The sequence below is a fragment of the Serratia sp. NPDC087055 genome, from assembly GCF_044900985.1.
Lineage (GTDB): Bacteria > Pseudomonadota > Gammaproteobacteria > Enterobacterales > Enterobacteriaceae > Serratia.
Map to the genome: position 1 here is coordinate 429,506 of NZ_JBJDOG010000003.1, position 8,960 is coordinate 438,465.

Below are 8,960 nucleotides of genomic sequence, written 5' to 3' on the forward strand. Positions count from 1 at the left end.
TATATAACAATAGCCATGTGAGGAAGGTATGATCAATCCAATCCTGTCCCGTGTCACACAACGCATTATCGACCGTTCTAAACAGAGCCGCACCGCCTACCTGGCACGCATTGATGCAGCTCGCTCACACACCGTACACCGCGCACAACTGGCCTGCGGCAACCTGGCGCACGGCTTCGCTGCCTGCCAACCGGATGACAAAACCTCGCTGAAAAATATGGTGCGCAGCGATATCGCCATCATCACCGCCTATAACGATATGCTGTCCGCCCACCAGCCTTACGAAAACTATCCGCAACGGCTAAAGCAGGCATTGCATGCGGTAGGCGCGGTTGGTCAGGTGGCCGGTGGTGTTCCGGCAATGTGCGACGGTGTGACCCAGGGTCAGGATGGTATGGAGCTGTCGCTGATGAGCCGTGACGTGATCGCCATGTCCTCCGCCATCGGCCTGTCACACAATATGTTCGACGGCGCGTTGTTCCTCGGTATTTGCGACAAAATCGTGCCAGGCTTGGTGATGTCTGCCCTGTCCTTTGGTCATTTACCGTCGCTGTTTGTGCCAGCCGGCCCGATGAGCAGCGGCTTGCCGAACAAAGAGAAAGTGCGCGTACGCCAACTTTACGCCGAAGGCAAAGCCGATCGCCTGGCGTTGCTGGAGGCCGAGGCAGCGTCTTATCATGGCATCGGCACCTGTACCTTCTACGGCACCGCCAATACTAACCAAATGGTCATGGAAGTGATGGGTCTGCACCTGCCAGGAGCCTCCTTTGTTCACCCGGATACGCCACTGCGCAATGCACTCACCGATGCCGCTGCGCGTCAGGTGACCCGCCTGACCGAAACCGCAGGCAACTACCTGCCAATTGGCCAACTGGTGGATGAAAAAGTGGTGGTGAACGGCATTATTGCGCTACTGGCCACCGGCGGCTCTACCAACCTGACCATGCATATGGTGGCGATGGCTCGCGCAGCCGGAATTATCATTAACTGGGATGACTTCTCCGAGTTGTCAGACGCCGTGCCGCTGCTGTGCCGCATCTATCCGAATGGCCCGGCGGACATCAACCAATTCCAAGCCGCAGGCGGCGTCGCACTGGTGGTGCGCGAGCTGCTTAAGCACGGCCTGCTGCACGAGGACGTACACACCGTTGCCGGCTTTGGTCTACAGCGTTACACCCAAGAACCGTGGCTGGATAACGGCCAGTTGGCCTGGCGTGAAGGCGTGGATCATTCACTCGATACCCAAGTGATCGCCAGCATCGCCGAGCCTTTTGAACACCACGGCGGCACCAAGGTATTGGCCGGCAACCTTGGCCGAGCCGTCATGAAAACCTCGGCGGTCCCGGCAGACAACCAGATTATCGAAGCGCCGGCAGTCGTCTTTGAAAGCCAACATGACATCGTACCGGCGTTTGAAGCTGGCAAGTTGGATCGCGATTGCGTGGTGGTTGTCCGCTTCCAGGGGCCACAGGCCAATGGTATGCCCGAGTTGCACAAACTTATGCCGCCGCTTGGCGTGCTGATGGACCGCGGATTTAAAGTCGCGCTGGTCACCGATGGCCGCCTGTCCGGCGCTTCCGGCAAAGTCCCTTCTGCCATCCACGTGACCCCGGAAGCTTACACCGGCGGCATGCTCGCCAAGGTGCAAAACGGCGACGTGATCCGCGTGAACGGCCGCACCGGCGAATTGGCATTATTGGTCGATGCCGACATTTTGGCTAAGCGCGCCCCTTATCAGCCTGACCTAAGTGCGGAACATATCGGCTGTGGCCGTGAACTGTTCGGTGCCTTACGCAGCCAGCTTTCCGGTGCTGAACAAGGCGCCTGCTGCATTAAATTTTAACCCGTCGCATGGCCGTGTAGCCCAACGGCGGCGGTCAAACTGGAGAAAACCGTTAATGAACAATTGGAAAACAAGCGCAGAGCAGATCCTGATGTCAGGCCCAGTGGTACCGGTGATTGTCATCAACAAACTGGAGCACGCGGTGCCGTTGGCAAAAGCCCTGGTTGCCGGTGGCGTACGTGTATTGGAAGTGACGCTGCGCACCGCTTGCGCGATGGATGCGATTCGCGCCATTGCCAAAGAAGTACCAGACGCAATTATCGGGGCCGGTACCGTCATTAACGCGCAGCAGCTGCAGGAAGTGACCGACGCTGGCGCGCAGTTTGCCATCAGCCCGGGACTGACCGCCGATTTGCTGAAGGCAGCTACCGCGGGTTCGATCCCGTTAATTCCCGGCATCTGCACCGTCTCGGAACTGATGTTGGGCATGGACCACGGCCTGCGTGAGTTTAAATTCTTCCCGGCAGAAGCCAACGGGGGCGTAAAAGCACTGCAGGCGATCGGCGGCCCATTCCCACAGGTGCGCTTCTGTCCAACCGGCGGCATTTCACCGAGTAACTACCGTGACTACCTGGCGCTGAAAAGCGTGCTGTGCATCGGCGGTTCCTGGCTGGTGCCGGCAGATGCCTTAGAAAAAGGCGACTACGCACGCATCACCGAATTGGCACGTGCCGCCGTTGCAGGTGCGAAAGCCTAATCGTATCGGGCGCGGTATACCAACCGCGCCCTTAGGCCGTTGCCGATGTCGCGGGCAACGCCACACCGCTGCGTTGGCTGAAACGTCGTTTTTTGCGGTAAGCAAAGACGTCTTCCACATGGCCATCGCGAATACGTTGCTGTAGCCCGCGCCAATAGTTGGCCTCAAACAGATCGCTGTGCATCTCTTCAAACACCTGCCGGATACGGCGGTCGCCACACAGGAAATGCCTGAACTCCTCTGGAAACACATCATTCGGCGACACGCTATACCATGGCTCGTTAGCCAGCTCATCTTCTGGGTAACGCGGCGGCGGTATATCGCGGAAATTCACCTCGGTCATATAGCAAATCTCATCATAGTCATAGAACACCACCCGTCCGTGTCGGGTCACGCCGAAGTTCTTGAACAGCATATCGCCGGGAAAAATATTGGCGGCGGCCAATTGCTTGATCGCATTACCGTATTCTTCAATTGCGTCGCGCATCTGTTGCTCATTGGCCTGCTCAAGATACAAATTCAGCGGCGTCATGCGTCGTTCCATGTACAGGTGTTTGATCACGATGCGATCGCCCAGATCCTCCAGCTTGTCCGGCACTTCTCGTTGTAATTCGGCCAAGAGCTCCGGACTGAGACGCGCCTTGTCGACGATAAAATTTTCGTATTCCTGGGTATCGGCCATGCGCCCGACACGGTCGTGCTCTTTTACCAACTGATAGCAGGCCATGACCTGTGCCTGCGTGACCTCTTTTTGCGGCGCGAACTCGTCTTTGATCACCTTGAACACCCGATCAAACGACGGCAGGGTAAACACCAGCATCACCATACCTTTGACCCCAGGGGCAATAATGAACTGCTCTTGAGAACCCGCCATAAACGTCAGGTATTCGCGGTAACATTCTGTTTTTCCGTGTTTCTGGCAGCCGATGGCCATATACAGCTCGGCGGTCGTCTTACTCGGCAAGATCTCGCGCAACCATTCGACCATGGCGGCTGGAAGGGGGGCGTACACCATGAAATACGACCGGGCAAAACCAAACACGATGCTGGCTTCCGCCTTGCTGGTCAGGCAGGTATCGATAAACAATGCGCCGGAATCACTGTGATGAATCGGCAGCAGGAAAGGATAGACCCTGTCTGCCACACGCAGCTTCCCGACCAGCCACGCCGCCTTGTTACGATAAAACAACTCATTGGCAATCTGGAACGTTGCACCAGCCAATTGCTGTGCACTGAAGTTCTGCTGCAACGCGAGCGTAATGTAATCAATATCGCGCGATACGTTTTCCCACGGCAGTCGCAAAGGCAAATCGGTCAGCAGGGTATATAACATCTCCGACAGATCGCCATTGGCGGTGAAATCCCGTGAGAGCGGGCGCGGGATATCACGAAAGCGCCCTTCCGGCTGAGAACTGAACACAAACAGCTTTTCCGGCGTCAGATCTCGGTGCCTGAATAAACGGCAGTAGACTGAATTGAAGAAGCTTTCGGCAATCTCAAAGCGCGGGTACTCCGGCAGCAGATCGATATATACCGCTTTCACCCGACTCGGGAAATCCGCGTCAAAATACTTTTGCCCGGTGATGCATTTCAACTGCTCCACCACCAGACCCACATGATGGTCATACAGGTGGATACGCTTTTTCATCGCCAGCTGCACCGCCGGCCAATCAGCCCGTTCAAAACGCTGCTGCGCACCGGCAGTCACTTCCAGGAAGCGGCCATATTGTGCATCAAAGCCCTGTAGGATCGTCTGTGCGATCAACAGCTCCAGTTTTGCCGCCATCCTTACCTCCCGCCAGGAAACAGAGCCTGCATAAGCAGGCTCTGGGGTACCTATTATCAGCGTGACTGCATCAGAACTGCTGCTCTTCCGTCGAACCGGTCAATGCCGTTACCGAAGAAGCTCCGCCCTGAATAATGGTGGTCACCTTGTCGAAGTAACCGGTGCCCACTTCCTGTTGGTGTGAAGCAAAGGTATAACCGCGAGCCACGGCATCGAACTCCGGCTGCTGGACTTTCTCGACGTAGTGCTTCATGCCCTCGCCCTGTGCATAAGCGTGTGCCAGGTCAAACATGTTGAACCACATGCTGTGGATGCCCGCCAGCGTGATGAATTGGTACTTGTAGCCCATCGCCGACAGCTCCTGCTGGAAACGGGCGATAGTCTGATCGTCCAGATTCTTTTTCCAGTTGAATGACGGTGAACAGTTGTACGCCAACAGCTTTCCTGGGAATTTGGCATGAATTGCATCGGCAAAACGCTTGGCTGCCTCCAAATCCGGGGTCGAGGTTTCGCACCACACCAGATCAGCGTAGGGGCAGTACGCCAGACCACGGCTGATCGCTTGCTCAATGCCTGCATGGGTGCGGAAGAAGCCTTCGGCGGTGCGTTCGCCGGACACGAACTCGCTGTCGTAAGGATCGCAGTCGGAGGTCAGCAAATCTGCGGCATCCGCATCAGTACGTGCGATGACCAGCGTCGGTACGCCGAGTACGTCTGCCGCCAAACGGGCAGCAACCAGTTTTTGGATCGCTTCCTGGGTTGGCACCAGCACTTTGCCGCCCATATGACCGCACTTCTTCACCGCGGCCAGTTGATCTTCAAAGTGAACCCCGGCAGCACCGGCTTCAATCATTGCTTTCATCAATTCAAAAGCATTCAGCACGCCACCAAAACCGGCTTCGGCATCGGCAACAATCGGCAGGAAATAGTCGGTGTAACCTTTGCTGCCCGGCTCAATTTTATTAGCCCACTGGATCTGATCCGCGCGGCGGAAGGTATTGTTGATCCGCTCAACCACTGCCGGAACAGAATCAACAGGATAGAGCGATTGGTCCGGGTACATTGCAGACGCGGTATTGGCATCCGCCGCCACCTGCCAGCCAGACAGGTAGATTGCCTCAATACCCGCCTTGGCCTGTTGCAGCGCCTGGCCGCCCGTCAACGCGCCCAGGCTGTTGACATAACCCTTGCGTGATTTACCGTGCAGTAGCTCCCACAGCTTGGCGGCACCGTTTTGCGCCAGTGTACAAGCCGGGTTAACCGAACCACGCAGATTAATGACATCTTCTGCACTGTACGGACGGGTGATACCTTCCCAGCGGGCCGATTTCCATTCCTGTTCCAATTGTTGAATCTGTTGAGCACGAGAGGTAGACATAATTTTATCCTTTTCAATAATGTAGGGTTAATGGTCAGGAACAGATTTAGGCCAGGAGCTCATAGCCAGGTAACGTCAGGAAATCGATCAGCTCATCCGAAATCGTGATTGTCTCCATCAGGCGTGCGGCCTCGGTAAAACGCCCATGGCTAAAACGTTGCTCACCGAGTTCTTCTTGGATAACGAGAACTTCTTCGGCCAGCATCTGACGGAACAGTGCTTTAGTGACTAATTGCCCATTGCTGAGAGATTTTTCATGATGGATCCACTGCCAGATTGAGGTACGGGAAATTTCCGCCGTTGCCGCATCCTCCATCAGGCCGTAAATCGGTACGCAGCCATTGCCAGAGATCCAAGCTTCGATGTATTGCACCGCCACGCGGATATTGGCGCGCATGCCCGCTTCGGTTCGTTCACCCTCACAGGGTTCCAGCAACTGTGCAGCACTGATCGGCGCATCATTTTCACGCAGCACTTCCAATTGGTTACGGCGTTCGCCGAGCACCCGGCTGAACACGTCCATAACGGTATCTGCCAGCCCTGGATGCGCTACCCAGGTGCCATCATGGCCGTTATTGGCCTCCAGCTCTTTATCCGCCCGTACCTTATTCAACACCCAGGCATTCTTCTCGGCGTCTTTACTTGGGATAAACGCCGCCATGCCGCCCATCGCGAAAGCACCGCGCTTGTGGCAAGTCTTGATCAGCAACCGGGAATAGGCGCTGAGGAATGATTTGTCCATAGTGACCGACTGACGATCCGGCAATACCCGGTCAGCATGATTTTTCAACGTTTTGATATAGCTGAAGATGTAATCCCAGCGGCCACAGTTCAGCCCAACAATATGATCTCGCAGGTGATACAGGATCTCGTCCATTTGGAACACCGCGGGCAAGGTTTCGATCAGCACCGTCGCCTTAATGGTGCCACGCGGCAGATCAAAACGATCTTCGGTAAAGCTGAAGACCTCACTCCACCAAGCCGCTTCCTGCCAAGACTGGGTTTTTGGCAGATAGAAATAAGGGCCGCTGCCTTTGGCCAGCAATTGACGATAGTTGTGAAAGAAATACAGCGCGAAGTCGAACAGGCCACCGGGGATGGCTTCCCCCTGCCACAGCACATGTTTTTCCGGCAGGTGTAAACCACGCACTCGGGCAATCAAGACCGCAGGGTTAGGCTTCAGCTGATAAATTTTTCCAGCGTCGTTGGTATAAGAGATGGTGCCGTTCACCGCGTCATGAAGATTGATTTGGCCGTCGATCACTTTGTCCCAGCTTGGCGCCAGTGAGTCTTCAAAGTCCGCCATAAATACCTTCACATTGGCATTCAGGGCGTTGATTACCATCTTGCGTTCAACCGGACCGGTGATCTCGACCCGACGGTCGCGCAGATCCTCGGGTATACCGCGGATCTTCCACTCGCCATTACGAATGGAATCAGTTTCCGAAATGAAACTAGGGAGTTCGCCTTGATCGATCTTTTGTTGCCAGCAGGCGCGCGCAGCCAAAAGCTTGTTGCGCTGTGGAGTAAACTTACTCACCAGTTCCGCCAGGAATTCGACCGCGTCATCCGTCAACACCTGCCGCTCAGCAGCGCCAAAACCCTGCGTAAACGTTAACTCCGTGCCTACTATCTGTTGCGTCATTGTCTTGCTCCTTCCCATCATTACGCACCGTTGCTGTAAGCCAAGACGGCGCATCTTCATCAGAAATCAGTACGGATCAGGACGAATAAAAGGATCCTCAACTGGTCAGATGTCTTCTTTCTGGATCTAAGAATACTCAACTATAAATAAAAATCAAAAACGATTTCCATTTTATTATTAAATATTTTATTAACCTTTAATTATCAATCGGTTAATAAAAACAACAACAATACTGAGTAAGGAAACCGGTTCCATTAATGTAGAAAGACAGGGTTAATTGCTTGTTATAGAATGGTTTTTTCTGGAATTGGGAGGATATAAAGGAAGATTTTTTGGGTAGGCATGACGTCGGCGGCCTCGATTCAGCCGCCGATAAGGAAGAAGTGTTACTCGAGGGTCGGGTTCATATGACGCAGATCGTACGGGGTGATCTGGTAAACATAGTAGTTGAGCCAGTTAGTGAACAACAGGTGTCCATGGCTGCGCCAAGAGGCTTTTGGTGTGAGTTCGGGGTTGTCGTCGGGGAAGTAATTCAGTGGCACAACAGGATCAAGACCGGCTTCGTTATCACGACAATACTCGCCAGCCAGCGTTAAAGCATCATATTCCGGATGACCGGTTACAAATGCCAGTCGTTTATCCTTGCTGGCAAATAAGTAAGCCCCGGTTTGCTCCGACTCTGCCAAGATATCCAGATCCGTGTACTGACGAATAATTTCCGTCGGGAAATCCGCATAGCGTGAATGCGGTGCCAGGAAGGTGTCATCAAAGCCACGGGTCAGCAGCGCATGTTGTTGCAGTGTTTGATGCTGATAAACACCAGAGAGCTTTACCTCTCTCGTCATCTTCGGGATACCGTACAGAATATTCAATGCGGCCTGGACGGCCCAACACACGAACAATGTGGACGTCACGTGGTTCTTTGCCCAATCGATAACCCGTTCAATCTGGGGCCAATAGGCCACGTCACAAAAATCAACCAGTCCTAACGGGGCCCCCGTCACTATCAGACCATCAAAGTTCTCATCCTGAATGTCTTCAAAATCACAGTAAAAATTGTTCAGATGCTCGGCAGGCGTGTTCTTCGATTCACGGCTGTCGACACGTAACAACTGAATGTCAATTTGCAGCGAAGAGTTGGAAAGCAGGCGTAAAAACTGATTTTCCGTCTCGATTTTCTTTGGCATCAGGTTAAGGATCAGCACTTTCAACGGCCTGATTTCCTGGTTTTTTGCCCGTGAGGATGTCATTACAAAGACATTCTCATTGCGCAAGAAACTAACTGCAGGTAACTCATCAGGAACACGAATCGGCATTGCTTAATCCTCACACATCCGTTTAAACGTTTAGACTTCTAGATGCCCGAAGATAACGCTTTTTTAGCACAAAGTCGAGTATTCAACGGGAAGGTGAAAATGTTTCATTGCATGGGAAGAGGCGGGGGAAACTTACATTTTTGGTTGATACAAAGCAAAAAGGCCATCCTTGCGGATGGCCTTTTTGCTTAATTGATGCTTGGCAGTGTCCTACTCTCGCATGGGGAGACCCCACACTACCATCGGCGCTACGGCGTTTCACTTCTGAGTTCGGCATGGGGTCAGGTGGGACCAC

6 protein-coding genes and 1 rRNA gene are annotated in these 8,960 nt (G+C 53.9%); 2 read left to right on the forward strand and 5 right to left on the reverse strand.

Translation table 11 applies throughout. The features are described from left to right. Window positions 1–28: 28 nt before the first annotated feature. Together edd and ACI2J2_RS18170 are read left to right on the forward strand one after the other, a co-directional pair. Complete coding sequence (edd, locus tag ACI2J2_RS18165) at window positions 29–1,843, forward strand: phosphogluconate dehydratase (protein WP_404760563.1); 1,815 nt, start codon at window positions 29–31, stop codon at window positions 1,841–1,843. Between the two features lie 55 nt (window positions 1,844–1,898). Further along, on the forward strand, window positions 1,899–2,540 hold the full coding sequence (locus ACI2J2_RS18170) for a bifunctional 4-hydroxy-2-oxoglutarate aldolase/2-dehydro-3-deoxy-phosphogluconate aldolase (protein ID WP_209636947.1): 642 nt from the start codon (window positions 1,899–1,901) through the stop codon (window positions 2,538–2,540). 31 nt (window positions 2,541–2,571) lie between these two features. Here ACI2J2_RS18170 and aceK read toward each other — a convergent pair whose 3' ends face one another. The 5 genes from aceK to rrf form a co-directional block, all read right to left on the reverse strand. Next, entirely contained in the window at window positions 2,572–4,326 is a 1,755-nt protein-coding gene (gene aceK, locus ACI2J2_RS18175) for a bifunctional isocitrate dehydrogenase kinase/phosphatase (protein ID WP_209636945.1), read from the reverse strand. A gap of 70 nt (window positions 4,327–4,396) precedes the next feature. Next, window positions 4,397–5,704 carry an isocitrate lyase gene (aceA, locus tag ACI2J2_RS18180; protein WP_209636943.1) on the reverse strand — a complete coding sequence of 436 codons (1,308 nt, stop codon included), beginning with the start codon at window positions 5,702–5,704 and terminating at the stop codon, window positions 4,397–4,399. 46 nt (window positions 5,705–5,750) lie between these two features. After that, window positions 5,751–7,349: a malate synthase A gene (gene aceB, locus ACI2J2_RS18185; protein WP_404760564.1), complete on the reverse strand. Its 1,599-nt coding sequence runs from the start codon at window positions 7,347–7,349 to the stop codon at window positions 5,751–5,753. 386 nt (window positions 7,350–7,735) lie between these two features. Continuing rightward, the gene (gene metA, locus ACI2J2_RS18190; protein ID WP_209636939.1) at window positions 7,736–8,665 is read right to left on the reverse strand and encodes a homoserine O-succinyltransferase; all 930 of its coding nucleotides are present in this window, start codon (window positions 8,663–8,665) and stop codon (window positions 7,736–7,738) included. Between the two features lie 197 nt (window positions 8,666–8,862). Further along, window positions 8,863–8,960 (reverse strand): 5S ribosomal RNA (gene rrf, locus ACI2J2_RS18195); the annotation flags it as partial.

Excerpts from the sequence above, each read along its gene's own strand:
- aceA (WP_209636943.1), bottom strand. The coding sequence starts at position 5,704 with ATGTCTACCTCTCGTGCTCAACAGATTCAACAATTGGAACAGGAATGG.
- edd (WP_404760563.1), top strand. The coding sequence starts at position 29 with ATGATCAATCCAATCCTGTCCCGTGTCACACAACGCATTATCGACCGT.
- aceK (WP_209636945.1), bottom strand. The coding sequence starts at position 4,326 with ATGGCGGCAAAACTGGAGCTGTTGATCGCACAGACGATCCTACAGGGC.
- ACI2J2_RS18170 (WP_209636947.1), top strand. The coding sequence starts at position 1,899 with ATGAACAATTGGAAAACAAGCGCAGAGCAGATCCTGATGTCAGGCCCA.
- aceB (WP_404760564.1), bottom strand. The coding sequence starts at position 7,349 with ATGACGCAACAGATAGTAGGCACGGAGTTAACGTTTACGCAGGGTTTT.
- metA (WP_209636939.1), bottom strand. The coding sequence starts at position 8,665 with ATGCCGATTCGTGTTCCTGATGAGTTACCTGCAGTTAGTTTCTTGCGC.